Origin of the sequence: Microbacterium sp. Nx66 (genome assembly GCF_904066215.1) — a bacterium.
GTDB lineage: Bacteria > Actinomycetota > Actinomycetes > Actinomycetales > Microbacteriaceae > Microbacterium > Microbacterium meiriae.
Genome location: NZ_LR880474.1, coordinates 784,854 through 808,931, shown reverse-complemented (window position 1 = coordinate 808,931; position 24,078 = coordinate 784,854). Strand labels below are relative to the sequence as shown.

The following is a 24,078-nucleotide window of genomic DNA, read 5'->3' as shown; positions in this document are numbered from 1 at the left end:
CCTTTCGGATGAGGGAGGAGGACATCACTGCACTCTCACTCTCGGATCGATGAAGCTGTACGACACGTCCACGGCCAGGTTGATGAGGGCGTAGGCGATCGCGATGAAGATGATGAACCCCTGCAGCACCGGGAAGTCGCGCGTGAAGATCGCCCGCGCGAGGAACGACCCGATGCCGGGGAAGGCGAACACCGTCTCGGTGAGCACCGCCCCCGAGATGAGCAGTCCCGTCTGCAGACCGATCGTCGTGATGACCGGGAGCATGGCGTTCCGGAGGATGAACCGGCTGCGCAGGGTGGCGGAGCCCACGCCCTTCGCCCGCCCCGTCCGCACGTAGTCGGCGTTCTGCACCTCCAGCACGCTCGCCCTGGTGATGCGGACGATGATCGCGAGCGGGATGGTGCCGAGGGCGAGCGCCGGGAGGATCAGGTGGAGGATCGCATCCCACGCGGCGTCGAACTCCCCCGTGATGATGCCGTCCCAGACGTAGAAGCCCGTGGGATGGGTCGCATCGATCCGTGGATCCTGCCGACCGTCCGAGGGCAGCCAGCCCAGCTGCACGGCGAAGACGTACTTGAGGATGAAGGCGAGGAAGAACACCGGGATCGTGATGCCGATGAGGCTCAGCACGACCGACGCGTGATCGGTGAACTTTCCGTGGCGACGGGCCGCCCAGTATCCGAGCGGGATGCCGACCCCGATGGCGAAGATGAGCGCCGCGACGCTCAGCTCGATCGTCGCGGGGAATCGGCGGAGGAACTCCTCCGTGACCGGCCGGTTGGTCTGGATGGACGTACCGAAGTCGCCCTGCAGCAGCCGGGTGACCCAGATGAAGTACTGCTCGATGAGGGGCTTGTTGAAGCCGTAGAGCTCGTTGACCCTGGCGATGGCCTCCGGGGTGGCCTTCTCGCCGAGGAGGGCGACCGCGGGGCCGCCGGGGAGGGCCCTGACCCAGGCGAACAGCAGGATGCTGAGCCCGAACAGGGTGGGGATGAGGAACAGCAGTCGCCTGCCGATGGTGCGCAGCACAGAGTTCTCCGTCGATCAGAAGGTACGCCGTGCCCCGGTTCCGCAGGAGCGGAACCGGGGCTCGGCATATCAAATGGTCAGGCCTACTTCGTGAGGACGATGTCCGTGAAGACCTCGTCGTTCACCGGGCTGGCGGGGTAGCTCTCGACGCGCGGGTCGAAGGCGAGCGTCGGCGCCGGGTGCGCGAGCGGGACGCCGGGGATGAACTCCGCGACCATCTCGTTGATGTCCTCGTACAGCGCCGTCTGGTCGTCGAGGTTGGAGACCCCGCGCGCCTCGGTCAGCGCCTGGAACAGCTCCGGGTTGTCGAAGCCCCACTCGGAGCTCTTCTGGCCGAAGAAGACGCCGACGAAGTTGTCGGTGTCGTTGTAGTCGCCGGTCCAGCCGAGCAGGTGGATGCCGTGGTCGGCGGTGCCGGTGGTGCGGTCGAGGTACTCGACCCACTCCTCGGAGACCGGGGTGGTCTCCACGCCGACCTCGGAGAGCTGCGACGACAGGACGGTGTAGATCTGCTCGGGGTCCGGCATGTACGGACGCGAGACGTTGACCGGGTAGTTGAAGTCCAGCGCCAGCGGGTTCGCCTCGTCGTAGCCCGCCTCCGCGAGGAGCTCCTTGGCCTTCTCCGGGTCGTAGTCGTAGGTCGTGACCTCGTCGTTGTAGCCGTTGACCACCGGCGGGACGAACTGCGTCGCCTTCTCGGTGCCCTCCGGGAGGACCTGGCTGATGAGGGCGTCCTTGTCGATCGCGTAGGACAGCGCCTCACGCACCTTCGGGTCCTGCAGCTCCGGGATCGCCTGGTTGAAGGCGAGGTAGAGGATCGTGAACGGGGGACGCGACACCATGGTGAAGTCGTCCTCCTCCAGCGCCTTCGTGTCGGCGGGGCCCACGAGGTCGTAGCCGTCGATGGAACCCGACTCGAGCGCCTGGCGACGGGCCGTCGGGTCGTCGATGGTGCGGAAGATGATCTCGTCGATCTGGCCGGCCTCGCCCCAGTAGTCGTCGTAGGCCTTGAGCGTGACCTGCTCGCCCGGTGCCCACTCCTCGAACTGGTAGGGGCCGGTGCCGACCGGGTGTCCCATGGCGTACTCGGAGAGCTGCGGGGCCTCGGCGGTGCCGCCGACCTCGTCAGCGCCGAACTCCTGCATCGCCGAGGGGCTCTGCATGCCGAAGGCCGGCAGCGACAGCGAGGCGATGAAGCCGGCGAACGGCTTGTTCAGCTCGATGGTGACGGAGTTGTCGCCGTCCGGCGTGCACGACTTGTAGACCGCGTCCTCCGGGTTGGAGGCGTAGCCCTTGAAGAGCTTGTTGTAGTAGTACCCGAAGGCCTCGGAGGCGGCGAGACCGGTCCAGTTGTACCAGCGGTCGAAGTTGGCACAGACGGCCTCGGCGTTGAACGGGGTGCCGTCCTGGAAGGTCACGCCCTCCTTCAGCGCGAAGGTGTGGGACATGCCGTCCTCGGACGACTCCCACGACTCCGCCAGCAGCGGTGCCGGGTCGGCCGTGCCGGGTTCCGTGCCCACCAGACCCTCGAAGATCTGGCGGGAGACGCGGAAGGTCTCGCCGTCCTGCGCGAACGCCGGGTCGAGGCTCGCGGGATCCGAGGAGGCGGCGAAGACGAAGGTGCCGTCGACGTCACCCGATCCTTCCGACCCGTTGTCCCCGCGCTCGCTGGCGACGCATCCGGCGAGTGCGAGAGCGGCGATGGTCGCTCCGGTGACGGCGGCGAGTCCTCGCCGAGGCATGGCTGACTGGTGCATGTGTGTATGACCTTCCCTGTCGGGCGCTTCCTTGCGCGTCTCCGGGCATCGTCGCCGCGGAGACGGTGATTCCTCGAAGGTACCCAGCGGCCCGGCGGATGCCAAGAGTCCGATGTTGCGATCCGGTATCGACGCGGGGCCGCCGTCGATCCGGTAATGTCCAGAACGTGCCGGACACCACTCCCCTCGTCGTGTGCCTGGGCGAGGGCCTGGTCGCCCTCGTCTCCGCCACCGCCGGGCCGCTCGAGACCTGCCGCACGTTCCACCGCTCCCTCGCCGGGGCGGAGTGGAACACCGCGATCGCACTCGCCTCCGCCGGCATCCGGACCGCGGTCGTGTCCCGCGTCGGGGACGACGGGTTCGGACGGTTCCTCACCGCCGAGCTCCGTGCGCACGGGGTCGACGACCGCGCCGTCGAGGTCGACCCGGTCGCGCCGACGGGGCTCTACGTCAAGGAGCTCTCGCCGCGGACGGACGGCGCCGTGGACGGGACCATGCACTATTACCGTGCGGGGTCGGCCGCGGCGGCGCTGTCACCGGGTTCGCTGGAGTCGCCGGTGGCGACGGAGCTGCTCGCCGCGGCAGCCCTCGTGCACACCTCCGGCATCACGCCGGCGCTCTCTCCGTCCGCACGCGCCGCCCAGGAGGCCCTGGTGGCGGCGCCCCGACCCGGCCGCCTCGTCAGCTTCGATCTCAACTGGCGCCCCGCGCTGTGGCGGGGGCGGGAGGACGAGGGGCGTGCTCTGCTCACCGACCTCGCCCACCGCGCCGACATCGTCTTCTGCACCCGGCCGGATGCCGAGGCCGTGTTCGGGACGAGCGCGCCGGACGACCTGCGGACGCTGTTCCCCGAGCCGCGGTACCTGGTCGTGACCCACCCCGCCGGTGCCGTCGCGTTCGACGGCGCGGAGCGCGCGGCCAGCGACGCCCTCGACGTACCGGTCGTGGAGACGATCGGAGCGGGCGACGCGTTCGCCGCGGGCTTCCTCGCGGGCGTCCTGACCGGTCTGACCCTGGGTGGGAGCCTGGCCCGCGCACACCGCATCGCGACGCGCGCGATCACCAGCACGCGGGACCACGTCGACTGACCGGGCGACCTCAGTCCGCGTGACGTCCACGCCGCGGCGGGACCGCGTCGTGCGTGCGCTGCAGCGACACCGCGACGTGCTCGCCCCGGTGCTGCACGATCCGCACGAAGAGCACATCGATGAGCGCGAGCTGCGCGATGCGGCTCGACATAGCGGCCATCCGGAACGGCGACTCCTGGGCCTGGCTGAGGAGCACGACGTCGGCGATGGCCGCGAGCGGGGAGTCGGCCGCGCTCGTCACGGCCACGGCAAGGGCGCCCGCGGCCCGGGCGACCTCCAGGGCGCGGACCGTCTCGGCCGTCTCGCCGCCGTGCGAGAAGGCGATCGCCACGTCGGCGGACGACCGCAACGAGGCCGCGGTGATCGCGAGGTGCGGATCGGCCGAGTGGGTCACCGAGCAGCCGATCCGGGACAGCTTGAGCTGGAGATCCTGGGCGGTCAGCGACGACGCCGCCTGCCCGAACAGGTCGATGTGCCGGGCGACGACCACCGCCCGCGCGACCCGGTCGAGGGCGTCCGCGTCCAGGGCCCGTGCCGTCTTCTCGATCGCGTCGATCTCCTGCGCCGCGAGCTTCGCGGCGATCGCGGCCGGCCCGTCGTCACGGTCGATCGCCGTGGAATCGAGTCCGAAGCGGGCCTGCTGCGCCTGTGCGAGGGTGACCGCGCGGGCGACGGCCACCCGGAGTTCCCGATAGCCGCTGTAGCCCAACGACTGCGCGAACCGGGCGACGGTCGAGAGCGAGGTCTGGCAGAGCTGCGCGAGGTCGTTGATCGCGAGGTCCACCACGAGGGTGGGGTCCCCGAGGATCCTCTCGGCGACGCGTCCCTCCGCCGCGCTGAGCTTGGGGAGGGAGCGTCGCACCACGGCCAGAACGTCGTCGTCCATGCGCTGATCCCGTCTCAACCGGCGGCGGTCGTCCTCTGTCGGGGCACGAAGCGGCCGAGGAGCGCGTCCCGCGCGGTCTGAGCGCCGAGCCGGCTGGCGGCACCGACCTCGATGGTGGGCAGCGGCAGCGGCTCCTGTACGGGCAGGCCGACGTTCACCACGACCGCTCCCGGATCCCGGAGCGCGGCCCGCTCGATGAGTGCGCGCTGCGCCGGCTCCGCATCCGGCCGGTCCACGAGGACGACCGTCGTGCCGGTCGCCGCGGCGACCTCGTCGATCACGGCATCCTGCTCGGCCACGGGGCGTGACGCCACGTCCAGCCGCACCCGGATGCCGTCTCCCGCGAGCGCTTCCGCGACGTACGCGGCGGCGCTGTCCACCGCGAGCGTCGAGCGACGTCGGGCGTCGATCACCGCCAGGGCAGTCGCGGCCTCGGGGGTGTCGCCGGCGAGGGACACGGACCGACGGACGATCTCGGCGGCGTCGAACGCGGCGATCTCCTCGTCCGAGGCATCGCTCGTGCGCAGCCGGGTGGCGAGGGCCGACACCCGCGCGGCGGCCTCCTCGACGCGCTCCCGGGAGAGCGAGCCGTCACGCAGCGCGGCCACGATCCCGTCGCGGGCGGCGAGGAAGTCGCGGCGGTCCTGGTCGGGAAGGGCGGCGTCGCCGGGGTTGGTCGGGTTTCCGATGCACAGGAGGTCGGCGCCGGCGGCCAGAGCGAGGGCGGCGCCTCCTCCCAGCCCGACGGTCTCGCGGATCGCGGCCATGTCCAGCGCATCGGTGATGATGACGCCCCGGAAGCCCCACTCCCGCAGCATGCCGAGCACACGCGGGTTGAGGGTCGCCGGCTGCGCGCCCCACGCGGGGACGACGATGTGCGCGGTCATGATCGCGTCGACGCCCGCCTCGACGGCCGCCCGGAACGGCTCGAGGTGCACGCGTTCGTACTCGGCCACGTCGAGCGCGATCTCGGGAAGCGCGTGATGCGAGTCGAGGTGGGTGTCGCCGTGACCGGGGAAGTGCTTGACGCACGCGGCGACGCCGCCGTCCTGGATGCCGTCGACCGTGGCGACGACGTGGCGCGTCACCAGCGCCTCGTCGGATCCGAACGAGCGTACGCCGATGACGGGGTTGCGCGGGTCGGTGTTGACGTCGGCGACCGGACCGAGCACCACGTTCGCACCGACGGCGCGCACGCGACGGGCGAGTTCCGCGCCGGTCCGCTCCGACGCGACCACGTCGTCGAGGGCACCGAGCTGCGCGGCGCCGGGAAGGGTCGAGCCGCTCCCGGACTCCAGCCGCGTGACGCTGCCGCCCTCCTCGTCCACGCCGATCAGGGCGTCGGGGTTCGCGTCGAGGATCTGCGCACTCAGCGCGGGCAGTCCCTCTCCCACGTTCTGTCCGAAGTACACGACTCCGGCCAGGCCGTCGCGCAGCTCCTCCACGAGCCAGGCGGGCGCCGTGGTGCCGAGGAACCCGGGCCAGAGCACGCCGTTCGCGAGGCGCTCGAGCTCGTCGGTCATCCCTTCACCGCTCCCGCGACCATGCCGGCGGAGAGCCGGCGCTGCACGATGACGAAGAAGATCATGACGGGCACGGTGATGATCGTGGAGGCGGCCATGATGCTGCCCCAGTCGTTCGAGTACAGGCCGAAGAACGACTTGAGCCCGATCGAGACCGTGTACTGGTCGGTCTGCGCGCCGAGGATCGTCATGGCGAAGATGAACTCGTTCCACGCCGTGATGAAGCTGAAGATGCTCGTCGCGACGAGGCCGGGCATCACCAGGGGCAGCAGGATGGAGCGGAACATCCGCCACCAGCTCGCGCCGTCGATGTAGGCGGCCTCCTCGAGCTCGACCGGGACGGCCGCGACGAAGCCGCGCAGCATCCAGATGCCGAACGCGAGCGACAGCGCCACGTAGACCACCATGAGGCCGATGATGCTGTTCAGCAGGCCGAGGCTCTTCACCTGGAGGAACAGCGGGATGACCAGGGCCTCGAGCGGCACCATCTGCACCACGAGGATCATCATCAGGACCGTGGTGCGGAACTTGAAGCGGAACCGCGCCACGGCGACCGCCGCGAGCAGGCAGACGATCGCGCTGACGAGCACCGTGACGAGGGCCACGATGGCGGAGTTGCGCAGGTAGGTGCCGAAGCCGCCCTCGGTGAGCACGAAGGCGAAGTTGTCCCACGTGAACTCCTGCGGGAGGAGCGACTGCCCACCGCTGGAGGCCTTGCCGTCGAACGCGCTGGAGACCATCCAGTAGACGGGGAACAGCGTGAAGATGAGGACGGCGGCGACGCCGATGCCGAGTCCGATGCGCGACCGGAGCCTGGGGCGGGGGTTCACAGCTCGTCCTCCTTCATGAGGGAGCGGATGTAGACGATCGTGATGCCGATCAGCACGAGGGTCAGCAGCACCGCGAGCGCGGCGCCGAACCCGTAGCGGTTCTGACCGAACGACTCCACGTACGACCACACGCCGAGGTTGAGCACCTGACGGTTGCCGCCGCTGCCGCCGGGCATGAGGTAGACCTGCGCGAAGACCTTGAAGTCCCAGATCGTCGACAGGATGATGACGACGGAGAAGACGGGCTTGAGCGTCGGGAAGATGATCTTCCAGAAGCGGCGCCACGCGCCGGCCCCGTCGAGCGCCGCGGCCTCGAGCATCTCCTTCGAGACGCCCAGGAGGCCGGCGAGCACGGTGATGGCCACGAACGGGAAGCCGTGGTGGACGACGTTCAGCAGCACGATCGCGTAGAACGACCACTGGTTGGTGAACCAGTTGACCTGACCGTCGATGAGGCCGAGGTCCTGCAGGACGCTGTTGAAGATGCCGCGGTCGGCATCGAAGATGAAGGTCCAGACGTACGTGCCGGTCACGGCGGGCATCGCCCACGCGACCATGATGCAGCTGGAGACGATGGTGCGCCACACGGTGCCCAGCCGCGCCAGCAGCAGCGCCACGAGGGTTCCGAGTGCGACGGTGGTGAACACCGCGACGGCCGCGAAGCCGACCGTGTTGGGGAGCACCACCGTCCACAGGGTCGGATTGGTGAGCGCCTCGGCGTAGTTGTCCAGCCCGATCCAGTTGCTCTCACCGGTGTTGATCTCGCGCAGACCGTAGTCCTGCAGCGAGTAGAGGAACACCTGCACGAGCGGCCAGAGCATCAGCCCCGCGAGGATGATCAGCCCGGGGGCGAGGAGGAGCCAGGGGCGGGCCGTGACGATCGAGAGACCCCGACGCTTCCGGCCGCCGGCCACGGAGGCGGAGGAGGGCTCCGCCTTCGTGGCCGGCAGTGGCGCTTGCACCATCGACATGGAAGGAATGGTTCCTTACTGGTTGAGCAGTTGGGTCATCTCGGCAGCGGCGTCCTTCGTCGCGGTCGCGACGTCCTTCTGCCCGCTGAGGATGGCCTGGATCATGGCGTTGGTGGTCTTCTTCGCCTGCACGGCGCCGAAGTTCGGCGTGACCGGGACGGACGCGCCGCCGTCGACCATCTGCTCGGCGAACGGTGCGACGAGCGGGTCGGTCGAGGCGAGGGCCTCCTCCATCGCGGACTGGACGCCCGGGAAGTAGCCGGTCTCGTCGGACCACTGCTCGGCGAACTCACCGGTGGTCATGAGCTTGACGAACTCCCACGCGAGGTCGGCGTTCTCCGTGGTGTTGAAGACCGACAGGTGCGAGCCGCCGAGCACGGAGGGCGCGATGCCGCCGTCCTGGCCGGGGATCACGGCGGCGCCGATCTTGCCCTCGAGCTCGGGGTTGGCCTCGATGAGGGCGTTCGGCGTCCAGGAGCCGGAGAGCATCATCGCGACGTTGCCCTGCGTGAAGGCGTCCCGGAGGTCGGTCTCCTTCCACGTGGTCGCACCGGCCGACGAGAAGCCGTGCTCGGTGGCCAGACCCGTGTAGAACTCGATGCCGGCCTGCGACTCGGCGCTGTCGAGCTCGCTGGTCCAGGTGTCGCCGTCCTTCGTGGCGATCTCGCCGCCGGCGCCCCAGACCCAGGGGTAGACCTGGAACTCGGCGTCGCCCGCGACGGGGAAGGGCAGCATGTCGGGCTTGGCGGCCTTGATGGCCTCACCCGCGGCGACGATGTCGTCCCAGGTCTTCGGAGCCTCGAGACCGAGCTCCTCGAACACGTCGGTGCGGTAGACGATGGAGCGGACGCCGGCGTACCACGGCATGCCGTACAGCTCCTTGTCGTAGGTGCCGGCGACGGCGAGGCCCTCGACGAGGTCGTCGCGCAGGCCGTCCTCCGCGTCGACGTACTCGTCGAGCGGGAGGAGCGCGCCGGCGTCGGCGAACTCCGCGGTCCAGGTGGTGCCGGTCTCGGCGATGTCCGGGGTCGTGCTCCCGGCGATCGAGGTCACGAAGCGGTCGTGGGCGTCGGCCCACTGGATCTCCTCGATGGTGACCTTCGCACCGGTCTCCTCCTCGAAGGCCTCCGAGACCTTGTCGTAGAAGGCGGTCGCGTCGGGGTTGGTCCCCTTCATGATCCAGACGGTCAGCTCCTGGCCCTCGCCGTTGGTCGAGCCGTTGTCACCGCTGCCGCCGGCACAGCCGGCCAGAGCGATCGTGGCGACGGCGCCGAGCGCCACCGCCGGAAGAATGCGCTTGTGCATGGGGGGATCTCCTCTTTGAAAGTCCAGGTGTGCATCGGGTGCGTACCGGGGATAGGAAAAAGTATTCACGACTAACTAATTCCCTGCAAGTTCCTCCCAGAATCGTCACACCGCCGTAACATCAGGCCTCCGGGGTAGGCTCCCCGCATGCCCCGACGTGGATCTGACGCCGACCGCCGCCCACTCCCCCGGCATGCCCCGCACCCTGCACGCGGACGCGCGTCCCGCGTGCTCCGCGGGCTCGGGATCGGACTCGCCGTGGTGCTCGTCTCGACCGCGGCGGTCGCCGGGTTCCTCGTCTGGGACGTCTTCAACCGCGTGGGCGACGGGGCCGTCACCCTGGAGGGTGCACCGCAGGTCGACCCGCCCACCCTCGGCGCGTATCCCGACGACAAGGCCTTCAGCATCCTCATCGTGGGCACGGACGAATGCGGCCCGAAGGCCACCGCGCTCTTCGATGAGCGCTGCGCCGAGGCGGACGGCCTCAGTCGGAACGACGTGAACCTCCTCGTGCACGTCTCCGCCGCCCCGCGGAACGTGACCGTCGTCTCCCTCCCCCGCGACCTCGGCGTGCCCGTGCCGGAGTGCACCCGTGAGGACGGCTCCGTCGCGTCGGCGATGGAGAAGGCATCGATGAACTCGCTGTTCGAGCACGCCGGCCTCTCCTGTATCGCGAAGACCGTGAGCGAACTGGGTGACATCCCCGTGGAGTTCGCCGCCAAGATCAGCTTCGACGGCGTCATGGCCGTCACCGATGCGATAGGCGGGGTCGAGGTCTGCATCGCCGGCGACGGCATCCGCGACCGCCACACGGGCATCGACTGGCCGGCGGGCATGCGGACGGTCTCGGGCGTGGAGGCGCTCCAGTTCATCCGCACCCGGCACGGCGTGGGGGACGAGAGCGACCTCGCCCGCATCTCCAATCAGCAGCAGTACATGTCGCGACTGGCCAAGAAGGTGCTGAGCGAGGAGACGCTGACCGACATCCCCAAGGTCCTGCGGCTGACGAACGCCATCGCCGACAACATCGACCCCAGCGACGAGCTCGCCGACCCGCTGCGGCTGGCGCAGCTCGCCCTCGCTCTCAAGGACGTGAGGTTCGGCGACTTCGCCTTCGTGCAGTACCCGAACGTCGTCGACCCGTTCGACGACGACAAGGTCGTGCCCGACGAGGACGCCGCCGCCGCGCTCTGGGATGCGGTGCGGGCCGGCAAACCGCTGCAGCTCACCGGAGACGTGACGACGCACCGCGGCGTGGAGCTCGTCACCCCCGCTCCCACGGCGCCCACGGCCCCGGAGTCGGACCCCGGTCCCGAGGCGACCGCAACGCCGGATGCCCGCGCGACCCTCCCGCCGGAGGTCTCGGGCCAGACCCTCGAGCAGGAGACCTGCGCGGTGGGCAACCAGCGCTGACCCGAGGCGGGCGCGGCGTAGGCTCGACGACATGGGACGGACGCGATCACGGGATGCCGAGCACCCGCAGACCCGTCTCGACCACGGCGGCATCGCCCGCATCCTCCCCTCCGAGTTCACGAGCGGCTTCGAGCTCGTGGTCGACGACACCCCGCAGTCCCATGTCGATCTGGACGACCCCACCCACCTGCACTTCGAGTACATCGTGCGGATGGGCGCCGTGATCGACCAGCTCCGCCCCGGACCGCTCACCGCCGTCCACCTCGGCGCCGGCGCCCTGACGATCCCCCGCTACATCGACGCGACGCGGCCGGGGTCCCGTCAGCAGGTCATCGAGCTGGAGGCCCCGCTCGTCCAGCTCGTCCGCGAGCACCTCCCGCTGCCGAAGGGGGCGGCGATCCGCCTGCGCATCGGCGATGCCAGGGAGGGAGTCCGCAAGCTCCCGGCCGCCCTGCACGCCGCCTGCGATCTCGTCGTCTCCGACGTGTACTCGGGCGCGCAGACCCCCGCCCACCTCACGAGCGTGGAGTTCTACCGCGAGCTCGCCGCGCTGCTCGCGCCCGGCGGGGTGCTGCTGGTCAACGTCGCCGACGGCCCCGGTCTCTCGTTCGCCCGTCGACAGGCCGCGACGATCGCCGAGGTCCTTCCGGAGATCGGCATCCTCGCCGACACCCAGGTGCTCAAGGGCCGCCGCTTCGGCAATCTCGTGGTGGCGGCATCCGCCGCGCCGCTGCCGACGGAGTGGCTGCCACGGATGCTGGCCGCCGGCCCGCACCCCGCGAAGATCGCCCAGGGGGACGAGGCCCGCGCCTTCCTCCAGGGGGCCCGCATCGTCACCGATGCCGACGCGGTCGCCTCCCCGCGCCCGGATGCGTCGCTGTTCCTGCGCTGACCGGGCGCGCCGCCCCGAGGAGCGCGGAAGCGGCAGGCAGACTGGACGGGGACAGTCGCGGGGACGCGCGGAAGGAGAGCAATGAGTTTGATCCGGGGATACGACCAGGAGAGCCTCCGCGAACGCGTCGACCTCGATGAGTGCGCCGCCCGCCTGGACGAGATCGAGGAGCAGCGGAGCCTTCCCGCCCTGCTCGAGCGCGTGTGGCTGCTGAAGGTGCTCGGTCGCCTCGACGACGCCCTCGTCCTCGCCGACGAGGCGGTGCGGCAGGCCCGCATGGCCGGCACGCGCAAGGACGTGCTCCGCGCCCGCGTGCTCCACGCCACGATCCTGCAGTACCGCGGGGCCCACGCCGCCGCCGAGCAGGAGCTGGCCACCTGCGCCACGGAGGCCGAGGGCCAGCGTTGGCTGTCGATCGCCGCGTTCGCCTACCAGCACCACGGCAAGAACGCCTACGATGCGGGAGACTACGAGACCGCGCGGGAGAGCTTCAAGCAGTCGCTGTTCCTGCGGCGCGAGTCCGGCGCCGAGGACCGCGAGCTCGAGACGGTGCTGCTGGCCATCGAAGCCGTGGAGCGTCGTCGTCCGGCGCAGCTCGTCGCGGGCTGACGCCGATGCGCCTGAGTGTCCGCGGCATGCCTTAGCCTGAGCGCATGGCGGAACTTGACCGCGTGCGCGTCTGGGGCGAGGCACTGATCCGGTTGCATCTCGACGACAGCTGGTCGTTCGACTTCGACCATGCCAAGCGTCGCGCCGGGCAGTGCGACTACACGCGCAAGCGCATCACCGTGTCGCGGTACCTCGCCGCCCGTTTCGAGGACGACGACATCCATCAGGTGCTGCTGCACGAGGTCGCGCACGCGCTCGCCGGGCACAAGGCGGCGCACGGTCCGGCGTGGAAGCGCGTGGCGCGCGACCTGGGCTACGTCGGCGGTACGACGCATCACGGGGAGACCGCGGTCGAGCTCGCCCCCTGGGTGGGGCGATGCCCGGCCGGACACGTCACGTACCGCCACCGGCGCCCGACGCGAGCCACGTCCTGCGCCCGGTGCTCCCGCACATTCGACGCGCAACATCTGTTCGCCTGGACGCGTCGTGAGATCACCACCGACGCCCGGCTCGCGGCGCAGGCGCCGCGCTGAGTCCTGCCGGAGCGGCGCGAGCGGAGCCGTGTCAGGCCGACGGGCCGCCGGGACGGGCCTGCTCATCGGAGGCGGATCGGTTCTCCTCATCGGGCGTGTGCGCCTCATCATCCGTCGCCACCTCTTCGGCGACCGGTGCGGCCTCCGGAGCGGGCACGGCGGAGTCCTCCGCCGTCGCAGCCGCCGCGGTCACGCGTCGGCGACGGACGAGCGCGGTGAGCCCACGCCAGCCGAGCAGGAACACGCCGAGCACGAGCGTCGCCACGATGATGAAGGGCAGCTCCGCGGTGTCTCCGCTGAGCAGCCGCAGCAGCATGCCGCCGACGACCGTCACCGCCCAGACCACCGCGCCCCACGGCAGCGACCACGGCCGACGCGGGCGCCCGGGGAGCAGCGCCGCGACAGCGTGCCCGAGCAGCAGGGCGACGAGGAAGGGCCAGGCCGTGAGAAGGAACCCCGCCGGGTCCTCCTGGTGGGAGGCCCGGCCGATGGCGGCGAAGACGAGGACGAGGACGGCGTCGACGAGGAGAGCGGGGAGGAACCTCATTCCTCGACCCTACGCGGAAGGCGCGCTCACTCGTAGCGCGTGAACCGCCCGTCGCGCAGGACGGGGACGGTGTCCGCGGCATCGAGGACGGCCGCGTCGGCGGTGCTGGTCGGCTCCAGTCCGGCGGCCCGGATCCGATCGGTGGCCGGGACGCCGGCCTGCAGCTCGCGTCCGGAACCCGTCGCCCCGATCAGGTGCTTCACCGCGCGCCGCAGGGCACGGAAGCCCTCCGCTGCCACGGCCGCGTCCGGCGCCGTGTGGTCGATGCCGAGATCGGTCAGAGCCGCGGCGATCGCGCCGGCCCCGAGCTGGTCCTCCACCGCGACGCGCAGCTCCCCCGCGGCGTCGAGCTCCCCCGCCGGGATGAGTGCCACCGAGGTGCGGCCCTGCCGGCGCTCCTGCTCGATCTGCACGGCCCTGGCCACGGCACCGGCGTTGCGGATCGCGCCCAGCAGGACGGTGGCCCCGGTCGAGGCGGCGGCATCGGCCACCGCCGCCCCGTTCCGCGACCATCCGAGGGCTGTCGAGAGGTCGACGTCCGTTCCCGTGGCCACCGCGTCGACGACCGTCGAGGAGAACCGGAGGACGTCGATCACCACGACGACGTCGGCCGGGGCGAGGCGGGCGAGCCCTGACACCCCCCAGTCGAGTCGGACCTGGTACGGGGACTGATCGAACGGCGACGGCATCCGTCCAGCCTAGAGCCGTCAGTCGGCGGCGAGCGCCTCGACCGGAGCCACCCTGGTCGCCAACCGGGTGGGCGTCGCGGCGGCCACGAGGGTGAGGAGCGCCGTCGCGGCGACGATGATCACCACGGGGAGCCACGGCACCTGCGGAGCGATCAGCCCTGCGGGCGTGAACTCCGGCAGGACCGGCACGGAGCCCAGCAGCGACTGGGCCGCGATCCACCCGTAGAGCACCCCGAGCACGAGCCCGGTGAGGGTGGCTGCCACCGTGATGTGCGTCGCCTCCAGCAGCACCATGCGGCGCACCTGCCGGTTGGACAGGCCGATCGAGCGCAGCAGCCCCAGCTCGCGACGACGCTGCACGACGCCGATGGTGAGGAGGTTGACGAGGCCGACCGCCGCGATCACCGCGGAGACCGCGACGAGCACCATCATGATCGCCGCGAAGGCGTCGTAGGGCGCGAAGAACTCGGCCGGGATCTCCTCCGTGGTCTGGCTCGTCATGAGGCGCTTCGACGACTCCAGCGCCACCGCGAACATCGTCACCAGGGTCACGCCCATGACGACGCCGATGGCCATCCGCGACGACCGCTCCGGGTACCGCAGGGCGTTCTCGGCCGCGAGACGGGCGGTCGCGCTCGACCCGAACATCCGCCCCACGAGCCGGAGCACCGGCGGCATGAACAGCACGGACCCCAGGGCCAGCCCGGTGAAGGAGAGGATGCCGCCGAAGAACGCGACCACGACCCCGAGCGGCGTGACGAGGCCGAGGACGACCCCGCCCGCGAGCAGAGCAGCGCCGGAGATCAACAGCACCCAGGCCCCGACATGGCGGCCCTTCCCCCCGGAGACCTCGTCGCGCGTGCGCTCCACCGCGCCGCCCAGAGCCTGCAGGGGGGTCACCGCGAGGACGCGGCGGGAGCCCACCCATGCGGCGGCCCACGTGGTGAGCGCGACGCCGACCGCCGGAAGGGCGAGAGCGGGCTGCGCGAGCGAGAAGGACGACGGCGCGGTGGCGACGAGCTGTCCGCCGAGCTGCACGGCGGCCGCGGAGAGGAGGAGGCCGGCGAGCAGCCCGAGCCCTGCTCCGAGGAGCCCGACGACGAGGCCCTGCCGGCCGACCTGCGCCCGCTGCGATCGCGCCGTCGCCCCGATGAGACGCATCAGCGCGATCTGCCGCGTGCGTCCCGCGATGATCGTCGAGAACGTGTTCGCCGTGACGATCGCCGCCACGTACATCGCCACCGCCGTGAGCAGCACCGACAGGATCGCGACGACGACCGCGAGCGTGCCGCTGTCGCCGATGAACGGATCGGCCTGGAGGACGGCGCCGATGTAGGCCGTGATCTCGACGAGGAACACCCCGAACGCCGACGACAGCGCGGCGACGAGGACGCTCGCGCCCATGCCGCGGTCGCGGAGCCAGGCCAGCCGGGGTCCGGTCGTCCGCGTCTCCGGGACGACCGTGGTGAGCGCGGTCATGCCGACACCTCCGCGGCGAGCATGTAGGCGGAGATCTGCTCCGCGGTCTGCCGCGGGTGGTCTGCGACGATGCGCCCATCGCCGAGGTAGAGCACCCGATCGGCATGGCTGGCCGCGATCGCGTCGTGCGTGACCATCGCGATGGACTGGCCGTGCTCCCGGCTGGCGGAGGCGAGCAGGCGCAGCACCTCCCGTCCGGTCTGGGAGTCGAGGTTGCCCGTGGGCTCGTCCGCGAACACCAGGTCGGGGGCGGTGGCGAGGGCGCGGGCGATCGCGACGCGCTGCTGCTGTCCGCCCGAGAGCTGGTGCGGCCGGTGCCCGAGGCGCTTGCCGAGGCCGAGCGTCTCGATGAGACCGTCGATCCGTGCCCGCTCGATGGCGCTGGGCCGACGGCCGTCGAGCTCGAACGGCAGCAGGATGTTGCCGAGGGCGTCGAGCGTGGGGACGAGGTTGAACGCCTGGAAGATGAACCCGACGCGGCGGCGGCGCAGGATCGTCAGGTCGAGGTCGCCGAGGCCGGTGATCTCGGTGTCGCCGATCCACGCCCGCCCCTCCGTCGGGCTGTCGAGGCCGGCCATGATGTGCATGAGGGTGGACTTGCCGGATCCGGACGGGCCCATGATGGCGGTGAACTGTCCGCGGCGGATGCCGACGCTCACATCGTCGAGCGCGCGGACGGTGCCCTCGCCCGAACCGTAGGTCTTCTTCAGGTGCTGGACGCGGGCGGCGAGCCCGAGGTCGGTGGTCGTGATCTCCATGCTTCCGACGCTATTTCCGCGCCCGGTCCCCCCGCGTCGCCCTCCGGGAGCATCCCGATACATCGGGAGGATGATCCCCCTCCCCTCGACCCACCCGCGTGCGTTCGACCCACCCCTCTACGGCCCGCCGCAAAGGGCCGGGTCGAACAGAAGGGGGTGGGTCGACGTCAGGCGAGGCCGTGCTCGAACGCGAACACGACGAGCTGCACACGGTCGCGGAGCGCGAGCTTCGTGAGGATGCGGCTGATGTGCGTCTTCACCGTGGCCTCGCTGAGGAACTCCCGCGCGGCGATCTCGGCGTTCGAGAGGCCCCGGGCGGCGAGCGCGAAGATCTCCCGCTCCCGCTCCGTCAACTCGGCATACTGCGGGGGTACCGGCTTCGGAGCCTCCGCGAAGTGCTCGAACAGCTCGCGGGTCGCCGACGCCGCGATGACGCTCGACCCCGCGTGCACCGTCCGGATCGCCGCGAGCAGGAATTCCGGATCGGCGTCTTTGAGGAGGAAGCCGCTCGCCCCCTGCCGGATCGCCCGCGCCGCCGCCTCGTCGAGGTCGAACGTGGTGAGCATGACGATGCGCGGGGGCTCCGGACGGGACAGGATCTCGGCGGTCGCGGTCAGCCCGTCCATCACCGGCATCCGGATGTCCATGAGGACCACGTCGGGCCGGGTCGCGGCGACCACGGCGAGCGCCTCCTGCCCGTTCCCCGCCTCCCCCACGACCTCGAGGTCCGGCTGGGAGGCCACGAGCATGCGGATACCTGCACGGAACAGCGCCTGGTCGTCGACGAGCACGACTCTGATCACTGCGGGGCTCCGATCGGAAGGCTGCTCTGGACGACGAACTGCGCACCACGGCGCTCGGCTTGCAGACTACCGCCCACGAGCTGCGCCCGCTCGCGCATGCCGATCAGACCGTGTCCCCCGGGCGCGCCCGGCGTCGACTCCGGCGAGATGGCGTTGCGCACCTCGATGTCCACGCGATCGGGGAGCCACGCGAGATGCACGTCCACCGCGCCGTCGCCGTGGCGGATCGCGTTCGTCAACGCCTCCTGGAGGATCCGGTAGACGGCGAGTTGGATCGCCCCCGGTGGCTCCCCCGGAGGCATCGGGTCGACCGTGACCCGCGGCTCGATGCCGGCTTGGCGTACCTGGGCGAACAGCGTCTCGAGGTCGGCGAGGGTCGGCTGCGGACCGTCCCCCTGCCGATGGCGGAGCTGGGTGAGGAGCATCCGCACGTCGCTCAGGGCTCCGCGGGCGGTCTGCGCGATCGTGCCGAGGGCCTCCGTCGCGATCTCCGGCTTCACCGCCGCGGCGTAGCGCGCGCCGTCGGCCTGAGCGATGACGACCGCGAGCGAGTGGGCGACCACATCATGCATGTCCCGCGCGATGCGCACCCGCTCCTGCTCCTCGGCGGCCAGGGCCTCGGCCTGCAGCTGCGCCGAGCGCGTGCGCCGGTTGCGCAGCACGACCCGCCAGAGGAGGCCGCACACCCACGCGAACCCGAGCGCCATGATCGAGGCCGCCACGAGCAGAGTGCCGCCGGTCACGAGCTCCCACCCGCTGCCGGAGCCGAACGCGACGCCCCCGACGAAGACCAGGTACAGCGAAGCGACGATGCCGCCCACGATGACGGAGCCGAACCCCCACCAGAGCACGCGGCGCGACCCCCACGCGGACGTCGCGTACAGCACGAGGAGGATCGCGAAGTCGGTCGGCAGCGGTCCGAAGCCGGCGAGCATCTGCACGATGGCTCCGGCCCAGGCGGCGGCGAGCGCGAGACCGGGAGCGAGGCGTCCGATCGCCACCCCGCCGAACAGGAACACCGACGACGAGATCAGCCCGATGACGTTCACCGCGGACGAGCCGGCCAGCTCGGGCTGCGGGGCGTAGAACACGACCCCGAGCGGCGTCAGGAGCGCGAACAGCAGCACCGCCCCGACGATGTCGAGGACGAGGCCGGTACGGGACAGCGGACGGATCACTCCCCCACGCTACGCGAGCGCCCGGGTACTGGCATCCGTCGCGGGATGTATCCGTCAGGCGCGGGCGAGGATCTCCCCGTGCGGCACCAGGAACCAGCCGTCGCCGTCGTCGGCCCAGCGCTTCCAGGCGTCGCTGATCTCTTGCAGATCGGCGCGCGTGGCCATGCCCTGGTCCACGAGCTGCCGCGCGAGCGCCGACTCCAGGATGCGGTCGGCCCACATCCCGCCCCACCAGGCGCGCTCGGACGAGGTCGCGTAGCACCAGGTCGACGCGGTTGCCGAGACGTCCTCGAAGCCCGCCGCCCGCGCCCAGGACAGCAGGCGGCGCCCGGCGTCCGGCTCTCCGCCGTTCGCCCGGGCGGCGGCGCGGTACAGCGCGAGCCAGCGGTCGAGCTCCGGCAGGACAGGGAACCACAGGAAGCCCGCGTAGTCGGCGTCGCGAGCGGCGACCAGTCCCCCGGGCTTCGCGACCCGACGCATCTCCCGCAGCGCCTGCACCGGATCGGCGACGTGCTGCAACACCTGGTGCGCGTGCACGACGTCGAAGGAGTCGTCGGCGAAGCTCAGCGCGTGCACGTCCTCGATGGAGAAGGCGATGTTCGCAACTCCCTGCGCCGCGGCGAGGTCACGCGAGAGGGACAGTGCGGCGTCGTCGATCTCGGTCGCGGTGACGTGCGCGACCACTCCCGCGAAGTCCACCGTGATGGATCCGGGCCCCGCCCCCACGTCGAGGAGCCGGGTCTCGGCCGTGAGGTGCGGTCGCAGATACGCCGCCGAGTTCGCGATGTCCCGCACACTGTGCGAGCGGAGGACGGATTCGTGGTGTCCATGCGTGTACGAGGCCATGCGCTCAGTCTGGCACTCCTGTCGACCCACCCCTCTGCGTGTGTCCCGGCCCCTTCCGGACGCCCGTATGGGGCCGGGGCGGCGCGAAAGGGGTAGGTCGACGGGTCAGAGGGAGGCGACCATGCGGCGGATCGCCTCGCGGTCGGGCTTGCCTGAGGAGAGGACGTCGAGCTCGTCCACGAGGATCAAACGGGACGGACGCGCGTGGGCGCCGATCTCGCGGGCCACCGCCTCCCTGGCCTGGGCGAGCTGCTCGGACTCGCTGCGCCGCAGGGCCTCCCCGCGCGCCGCGACGATGACCGAGGCCTCCCCCCAGCGCTCGTCGTCGACGCCCACGACCACGGCCTGATGCAGCCCGGGCACCGAGCGCACGATCCGCTCCACCCGGTCCAGCGAGATGTTGATGCCGCCGGACACGATCACGTTGTCGGCGCGGCCGTGCACGCGGACCACACCGTTCTCGACGAGACCGAGGTCTCCCGTCCGGTACCAGCGGATGCCGTGCTCGTCCCTGGCGAACGTGCGCGCGGTCAGCGCCGGGTCCCCGAGATACCCCTCCGCGAGCAGGGGGCCGGCGATCCGCAGCTCCCCGTCGACGGCGCGGACGTGCACGGTGTCGAGCGGGACGCCGTCGTACACGCAGCCGCCACTGGTCTCCGTCGAGCCGTAGGTCCGCACGAGACGGACCCCGAGGTCGGCCGCCCGCTCCCGCAGCGGATCCGGGAGTGCCTGCCCGCCGACGAGGATCGCCTCATAGGCCCGCAGTGCCGCGAGCACCCCCGGCTCCCCTGTCGCGTCCAGCAACGTCGCGATCTGCGCCGGGACGAGGGAGGTGTAGAGCGCGGGGACGACACCGGCGGTCGTGGCGTGCAGCATGCCCCGCGTGGCCTCGGCGAACGCGTGCGGCGTGAACCGCCCCTCGATCCGGGTCGGCTCCGTGCCCGCGAGGATCGACCGCACCATCACCTGCAGCCCCGCGACGTAACCGGCCGGCAGGGCGAGCAGCCAGCGCCCGCTGCCGATCCGGGCGGCGGTGGCCTCCGCGCTCGCCCGCAAAGCCTCGCCGCTCAGCGCCACCTGCTTCGGGACGCCGCTGGATCCGGAGGTCGCGATCACTGCGGCGATGCCGTCGTCCACCTCCGCCGGAGCATCGGCGAGCATGCCGAACCCGAGAGCCGGTCCCTCGTCGAGCGCCCGGAGCAGCGCCTCCCGCAGCAGCGTGGTGTCCTCGGCGTCGGTCGGGATCAGCGCGGTCACGGTCGGCTCCGTCTCTCGTGCGGACTCAGTAGTGCCAGGGGAAGGACGACCAGTCCGGGGCGCGCTTCTCGAGGAACGAATCCCGCCCCTCCACCGCCTCGTCGGTGCCGTAGGCGAGACGGGTGGCCTCTCCCGCGAACACCTGCTGGCCGACGAGGCCGTCGTCGACCGCGTTGAAGGCGAACTTGAGCATCCGGATCGCCGTCGGCGACTTCGTCAGCACGGTGCGCGCCATCTTCAGCGCCTCACGCTCGAGCTCGGCGTGCGGCACCACGCGGTTCACGGCGCCCGCCTCGTAGGCCCGCTGCGCCGAGTACTCCTCGGCGAGGAAGAACACCTCCCGCGCGAACTTCTGCCCGGTCTGCCGGGCCATGTAGGCGGAGCCGTACCCGGCATCGAAGCTGCCGACGTCGGCGTCCGTCTGCTTGAAGCGCGCGTGCTCGGCCGATGCGATGGTCAGGTCGCACACCACGTGCAGCGAGTGGCCGCCGCCGGCCGCCCACCCGGGGACCACGGCGATGACGACCTTGGGCATGAACCGGATGAGCCGCTGCACCTCGAGGATGTGCAGCCGCCCGACAGCCGGGGCGGCCCCTTCCCCCTCGGTTGCTGAGTCTCCCCCTTGGGTTGCTGAGCCTGTCGAAGCATACTTGTACCCGTCGCGGCCGCGGATGCGCTGATCGCCGCCGGAGCAGAACGCCCAGCCGCCGTCCTTCGGGCTCGGTCCGTTGCCGGTCAGCAGCACCGCCCCGATGCGCGCGTCCTGCCGCGCGATGTCCAGGGCGCGGTAGAGCTCGTCGACCGTGTGCGGGCGGAAGGCGTTGCGCACCTCGGGCCGGTGGAAGGCGATGCGGGCGACCCCGCCGTCGCGGCTCACGTGCGCGGTGATGTCGGTGTAGTGCTCGGCGCCGGGCGCGAGTTCCCACTCGGCGGGATCGAACAGGTCGGAGACGAAGGCATCGGTCACGGTCTTCAGCCTATTCCCCGGGCACGCGCCGTCTTCATCCACCCGTCGACGATGTCCCAGGCCGGGAAAGCCACGAGGCAGACACCCGTGATCACCGTGAGGACGCGCATCGTGTCGGCATCCACCCCGTTGTCCGTGAACACGAACTCCAGGAAGGCCGGGTTCAGCAGTTCGCCCTGCAGGAGCAGGGTGAGCGCCCACACCGCGAAGGCGACCGCGAGGACGGTGTTCACGACGGCGGCGGCGACGGTCCACCGGCGGCGCGCGTACACGGCGACGGCCAGTCCGGCCTCGGCGATCATGAGCGCGAGGAGGATGCCGATGCCCACCGGCCAGAGCGCGGGCGCCAGGATCGGGATCGGGTCGCCGCCGGTCGGGAAGAACCCGAGCGTGGCGTCCCACACGATCGCACCGATGCCGGCGAGGAGGAACACGAGCGAGGCGATCACGTCGGCGCGGGCGGCCCCGTGCTCCGTGGGCTCGGGGAGCTGATCGACGTCCCATCGCACCCCGGTGTCCGCACCGGTGCGCTCCAGCACGACGAAGACGAGCGTGACCCAGAAGCACAGGTGCACGATCACCGACAGCGTGACGGAGACGACCGCGCCGATGACCTCTCCGGGGCCGGCACCGTTGATCAGCTGTCCGATCGCGACCCCGACGGCCGCGAACGGCGGCACGATGAACAGGAGCAGCTTCAGCAGCCGCCACCAGGTGAGGTAGTACCGGGGGCCGATGAGGTGCAGCGGCCGGTCGGCGTATCCGGCGGCGAGGATGCCCGGGTCGCCGAGGTCGGTGAGGACGGCCCGTTCCGCTTCCTCCGGGCTCTCGCCCTGTTCCCGCCTCGCGTCGACGGCGTCGGCGATGGCGGCTTCGAGCTCGGCGCGGACCTCGTCCTGCGCCTTCGGTGCGAGGCTGCGGATCGTGGCGCTGATGTAACGCTCGGTGAGCGTGCTCGTGGTCATGTCAGTTCTCCTCGGGGGTGAGGGAGGCGATCGCGCCGGTGAGCGCGCGCCATTCGTCGGTGAGGGTGTCGGCCAGCCGGATGCCGGCCTCCGAGGTGCGGTAGAACTTGCGAGGACGGGCCTCGTCGGTGTTCCACTCGCTCGTCAGGTATTCCTGCTTCTCCAGACGACGGAGCAGCGGATAGAGCGTGTTCGCATCGGTGGCGAAGCCCCGGCTCTCGAGCTGCTCGAGCAGCGCGTACCCGTACTCCGGCGTCCGCAGCAGCTGCAGGCAGGCGAGCACCACGGTGCCGCGGCGCAGTTCCTGCAGATGCGTGTCGAGCGTCTCGTTCATGCCGATCACATTAGTGTGCGTCACACACCATTGTCAACGGCACACCCTCGTGCGACATGTCCTTCACCCACCCACTCCGCTGCAGAAGGTCATGGGCCCACCGGCAAAGGGCGGTTCCGCGCCGAGCTGCCTCTCAATTCAGCGGATCGTCATGCGGCGGATCTCCGCGGCATAGGCGTCAAGCACGCCGAAGATGCCGCGATGCTGCCAGACGCGGTTGCGACTCTTTCCCGAGGTCTCGGTCAGGACTCCTCGCTCCGTCAGCGCGTCGAGCGCGCGCAGCGCCGCCATCTCCCCGAGACCGAGCTCCGCCATGAGGTACTTCGTGTTCACGGCGGGCTGGCCGACGAGGTAGGGGAGCACCTTCCACGCCGCGGCATCCGCACGGATGCCCTCCATCTTCTGACGTGACTCGTCGAGCTGCTCCACCAGGTCGTCGACGAGCCCGGTGCCCGTCTTCGCAGCGATGCGGCTGGCCATCGCGAACTCGCGGACGATCGGGCCGGCGTCCCCGTCGCGGAACGCTCCGAGGGCTGCGAAGTAGCGCTCGGTATCCACGAGAAGTCCCGCGGAGATCGGCACCGCGGTGGACCCGACGAGCTTCTTGTTGCGCAGGATCGACTGCGCCAGGGCGCGCCCGGTGCGACCGTTGCCGTCAACGAAGGGATGGATGGTCTCGAACTGGGCGTGCGCGACGGCCACCTGCACCAGAACCGACACATCTTGACGGTCGATGAAGGAAACCAGATCCGCGATCGCACCGGGGATGCGGTCATGATGTGGGGCGACGAACTTTGCGAAGCGGGGGCCGGCGTTCCCGGTCCCAATCCAGACCTGCTCCCGGCGGTAGCGGCCGGCTTCGTGCTCGAGACCGCGCTGATGCGTCAGCAGCGCGCGGTGCATGGCGAGGATGGAGTCCTCGTTGATGTCGTCGGCCATCCGGAGCGCGGCTTCCATGGCGCGGACGTTGCCTATGACCGTCAGCGCGTTCGCCTTGTCGCCCTCTTCGATCTCGGCCAGAGCGAGTTGCTTCGCCGAGGTCGTCAGCTGCTCGATCTGCGAGCTCGACGCCGACTCTGTGCGTAGCAGGATCGCCGTCATCGGGCCGAGGGCGGGGTTGTCCATGCCGAGCTTCTTCTGCGCGTGCTGATCGAACTCGACCAGTTGGCGCGTGGCATCCTCGACGTCGGCCGAGTCTTCACCGGAAAGTAGGGGATGCCACTGAGCGATCGGCGACGTGACGGTGGCGTCGTACGGACCCGTCTGGCGCGACACCTCGGCGCGGGAGAACATCGCAGGGGCGCGCGGCACCCACTCGAAGGTCTCGTGGGAGACGGCTTCGATCGTAATGGGTGCGGGTGCAGCTCCTGTTGCCATTCCCTCAGTTTACCAACATTTATCGCACTATCTGTTGGTTAC

Annotated in this window: 24 protein-coding genes; 5 read left to right on the top strand and 19 right to left on the bottom strand. The window is 70.8% G+C overall.

The features are described 5' to 3' along the window. Positions 1-24: 24 nt before the first annotated feature. On the bottom strand, positions 25-1,029 hold the full coding sequence (locus MICNX66_RS03795; protein ID WP_060922593.1) for an ABC transporter permease: 1,005 nt from the start codon (positions 1,027-1,029) through the stop codon (positions 25-27). Between the two features lie 83 nt (positions 1,030-1,112). Beyond that, entirely contained in the window at positions 1,113-2,786 is a 1,674-nt protein-coding gene (locus tag MICNX66_RS03790; protein WP_187663358.1) for an ABC transporter substrate-binding protein, read from the bottom strand. 167 nt (positions 2,787-2,953) lie between these two features. Here MICNX66_RS03790 and MICNX66_RS03785 point away from each other — a divergent pair, with 167 nt between their 5' ends. Next, positions 2,954-3,874, top strand: coding sequence for a sugar kinase (locus tag MICNX66_RS03785; RefSeq protein WP_187663357.1), 921 nt, complete (start codon positions 2,954-2,956; stop codon positions 3,872-3,874). 10 nt (positions 3,875-3,884) lie between these two features. Here the strand turns inward: MICNX66_RS03785 and MICNX66_RS03780 are convergent, their stop codons facing one another. Genes MICNX66_RS03780 through MICNX66_RS03760 form a run of 5 tightly spaced genes read right to left on the bottom strand, consistent with a single transcriptional unit; the run spans position 3,885 to position 9,389 of the window. Then, the gene (locus MICNX66_RS03780; protein WP_187663356.1) at positions 3,885-4,760 is read right to left on the bottom strand and encodes a MurR/RpiR family transcriptional regulator; all 876 of its coding nucleotides are present in this window, start codon (positions 4,758-4,760) and stop codon (positions 3,885-3,887) included. 14 nt (positions 4,761-4,774) lie between these two features. Next, a complete protein-coding gene (locus MICNX66_RS03775; protein WP_187663355.1) occupies positions 4,775-6,283 on the bottom strand; it encodes a glycoside hydrolase family 3 protein in 1,509 nt (502 codons plus the stop codon). After that, a complete protein-coding gene (locus MICNX66_RS03770; RefSeq protein ID WP_187663354.1) occupies positions 6,280-7,113 on the bottom strand; it encodes a carbohydrate ABC transporter permease in 834 nt (277 codons plus the stop codon). Before MICNX66_RS03770 ends, MICNX66_RS03775 begins: the two co-directional genes overlap by 4 nt. Further along, on the bottom strand, positions 7,110-8,084 hold the full coding sequence (locus tag MICNX66_RS03765; RefSeq protein ID WP_187663353.1) for a carbohydrate ABC transporter permease: 975 nt from the start codon (positions 8,082-8,084) through the stop codon (positions 7,110-7,112). The genes MICNX66_RS03770 and MICNX66_RS03765 overlap by 4 nt, the downstream gene beginning before the upstream one ends. 15 nt (positions 8,085-8,099) lie before the next feature. Further along, the gene (locus MICNX66_RS03760; protein WP_187663352.1) at positions 8,100-9,389 is read right to left on the bottom strand and encodes a sugar ABC transporter substrate-binding protein; all 1,290 of its coding nucleotides are present in this window, start codon (positions 9,387-9,389) and stop codon (positions 8,100-8,102) included. A gap of 147 nt (positions 9,390-9,536) precedes the next feature. On the opposite strand from MICNX66_RS03760, the gene MICNX66_RS03755 reads away from it, so the two are divergent. From MICNX66_RS03755 to MICNX66_RS03740, 4 genes are all read left to right on the top strand, one after another. Beyond that, positions 9,537-10,802: an LCP family protein gene (locus tag MICNX66_RS03755; protein WP_187663351.1), complete on the top strand. Its 1,266-nt coding sequence runs from the start codon at positions 9,537-9,539 to the stop codon at positions 10,800-10,802. Positions 10,803-10,833: 31 nt separating this feature from the next. After that, positions 10,834-11,694, top strand: coding sequence for a spermidine synthase (locus tag MICNX66_RS03750; RefSeq protein ID WP_187663350.1), 861 nt, complete (start codon positions 10,834-10,836; stop codon positions 11,692-11,694). Between the two features lie 81 nt (positions 11,695-11,775). Further along, the gene (locus tag MICNX66_RS03745) at positions 11,776-12,303 is read left to right on the top strand and encodes a hypothetical protein (protein ID WP_187663349.1); all 528 of its coding nucleotides are present in this window, start codon (positions 11,776-11,778) and stop codon (positions 12,301-12,303) included. A gap of 44 nt (positions 12,304-12,347) precedes the next feature. Continuing rightward, the gene (locus tag MICNX66_RS03740) at positions 12,348-12,836 is read left to right on the top strand and encodes a SprT-like domain-containing protein (RefSeq protein ID WP_187663348.1); all 489 of its coding nucleotides are present in this window, start codon (positions 12,348-12,350) and stop codon (positions 12,834-12,836) included. A 31-nt stretch (positions 12,837-12,867) separates the two neighbouring features. Here MICNX66_RS03740 and MICNX66_RS03735 read toward each other — a convergent pair whose 3' ends face one another. The 12 genes from MICNX66_RS03735 to MICNX66_RS03680 form a co-directional block, all read right to left on the bottom strand. Further along, positions 12,868-13,383 carry a DUF3054 domain-containing protein gene (locus MICNX66_RS03735; RefSeq protein WP_187663347.1) on the bottom strand — a complete coding sequence of 172 codons (516 nt, stop codon included), beginning with the start codon at positions 13,381-13,383 and terminating at the stop codon, positions 12,868-12,870. Positions 13,384-13,409: 26 nt separating this feature from the next. Then, positions 13,410-14,072 (bottom strand): 2-phosphosulfolactate phosphatase, encoded by a 663-nt coding sequence (locus MICNX66_RS03730; RefSeq protein ID WP_187663346.1) that lies wholly within the window; start codon positions 14,070-14,072, stop codon positions 13,410-13,412. Between the two features lie 18 nt (positions 14,073-14,090). Beyond that, positions 14,091-15,551, bottom strand: coding sequence for an ABC transporter permease (locus MICNX66_RS03725; protein ID WP_187663345.1), 1,461 nt, complete (start codon positions 15,549-15,551; stop codon positions 14,091-14,093). Further along, on the bottom strand, positions 15,548-16,309 hold the full coding sequence (locus MICNX66_RS03720; protein WP_136051761.1) for an ABC transporter ATP-binding protein: 762 nt from the start codon (positions 16,307-16,309) through the stop codon (positions 15,548-15,550). The genes MICNX66_RS03725 and MICNX66_RS03720 overlap by 4 nt, the downstream gene beginning before the upstream one ends. A gap of 167 nt (positions 16,310-16,476) precedes the next feature. Then, positions 16,477-17,112: a response regulator gene (locus tag MICNX66_RS03715; RefSeq protein ID WP_060922342.1), complete on the bottom strand. Its 636-nt coding sequence runs from the start codon at positions 17,110-17,112 to the stop codon at positions 16,477-16,479. Then, positions 17,109-18,290 carry a sensor histidine kinase gene (locus MICNX66_RS03710; protein WP_187663344.1) on the bottom strand — a complete coding sequence of 394 codons (1,182 nt, stop codon included), beginning with the start codon at positions 18,288-18,290 and terminating at the stop codon, positions 17,109-17,111. Before MICNX66_RS03710 ends, MICNX66_RS03715 begins: the two co-directional genes overlap by 4 nt. Positions 18,291-18,344: 54 nt before the next feature. Further along, the gene (locus MICNX66_RS03705; protein ID WP_187663343.1) at positions 18,345-19,136 is read right to left on the bottom strand and encodes a class I SAM-dependent methyltransferase; all 792 of its coding nucleotides are present in this window, start codon (positions 19,134-19,136) and stop codon (positions 18,345-18,347) included. Between the two features lie 105 nt (positions 19,137-19,241). Then, complete coding sequence (locus tag MICNX66_RS03700; RefSeq protein ID WP_187663342.1) at positions 19,242-20,393, bottom strand: AMP-binding protein; 1,152 nt, start codon at positions 20,391-20,393, stop codon at positions 19,242-19,244. Between the two features lie 25 nt (positions 20,394-20,418). Beyond that, positions 20,419-21,360, bottom strand: a complete 942-nt coding sequence (locus tag MICNX66_RS03695) for a 1,4-dihydroxy-2-naphthoyl-CoA synthase (RefSeq protein WP_187663341.1) — start codon at positions 21,358-21,360, stop codon at positions 20,419-20,421. Positions 21,361-21,365: 5 nt separating this feature from the next. Next, positions 21,366-22,325 carry a permease prefix domain 1-containing protein gene (locus MICNX66_RS03690; protein WP_187663340.1) on the bottom strand — a complete coding sequence of 320 codons (960 nt, stop codon included), beginning with the start codon at positions 22,323-22,325 and terminating at the stop codon, positions 21,366-21,368. A 1-nt stretch (position 22,326) separates the two neighbouring features. Further along, positions 22,327-22,659 (bottom strand): PadR family transcriptional regulator, encoded by a 333-nt coding sequence (locus MICNX66_RS03685; RefSeq protein ID WP_187663339.1) that lies wholly within the window; start codon positions 22,657-22,659, stop codon positions 22,327-22,329. A gap of 138 nt (positions 22,660-22,797) precedes the next feature. Beyond that, positions 22,798-24,036, bottom strand: a complete 1,239-nt coding sequence (locus tag MICNX66_RS03680) for a Fic family protein (RefSeq protein WP_187663338.1) — start codon at positions 24,034-24,036, stop codon at positions 22,798-22,800. Positions 24,037-24,078 lie beyond the last annotated feature (42 nt).